The 660-nt window shown below is 40.8% G+C and carries 1 protein-coding gene (running past one end of the window); it reads right to left on the bottom strand.

The annotated features are described in order from the left end of the window. Positions 1–646, bottom strand: partial view of an IS30 family transposase gene (locus E0E16_RS03465; protein ID WP_439650604.1) — the 5' portion only. It extends 32 nt beyond the left edge of the window; only the first 646 of its 678 coding nucleotides appear in the window; it begins with the start codon at positions 644–646; its stop codon lies beyond the left edge, outside the window. Positions 647–660: the final 14 nt, after the last annotated feature.

Below are 660 nucleotides of genomic sequence, written 5' to 3'. Positions count from 1 at the left end.
AGTTTAATTTTTCTCTCGGTCTTTCGTTCAATTTCTTTTGTATCGACATAATTCTCTTGTCTGTGTAATGTTCAAACGAATCCTTTTTCGGTATATATTGTCTGATTAGTTTATTTGTATTCTCAATCGCTCCCTTTTGCCAAGAACAATATGGATCAGCGAAGTATACGGGCACGCCTAAGAACTTGGTAATGTCCTTATGTGCTGCAAATTCAGGTCCGTTGTCTGTTGTAATGGTCTTCAGACAGTCCTTGTATGGTGGCAGCAGTTTCCTAACTACCTTTGCCAGAGGCTTTGACTGCTTTCCAAATGGCAGTTTCTGCATAAGCAGCATATTGGTGGATTTCTCTACCAGTGTGAGTATGGTATGCTGGTCAGGGTCTACGATCAAGTCCATCTCAAAATCTCCGAATCTCTTCCCGTCAACTTCCTTACTTCTTTCATGGATACTCAACCTGTCTTTAATTGGAAGATGTCTGCCCTTGGGACGATGTCTGTATTTCATCTTATGCCTTGTGTGTTTGGCAAGTTCCCCTGTTGTATCATTATGAATGATATTATAAATGGATTGGTGGGACACCTTTATTCCCTCATTCTTGCGCAGATAACCTGATATTTGTCGTGGAGACCACTGGTCATTGGTGATATATTCCTTAATCC

It is taken from the genome of Prevotella rectalis (assembly GCF_900607215.1).
GTDB classification, from domain to species: Bacteria; Bacteroidota; Bacteroidia; order Bacteroidales; family Bacteroidaceae; genus Prevotella; species Prevotella brunnea.
The sequence above is the reverse complement of the archived record's forward strand: the minus strand, read 5'-3'. Positions and strand labels throughout refer to the sequence as shown.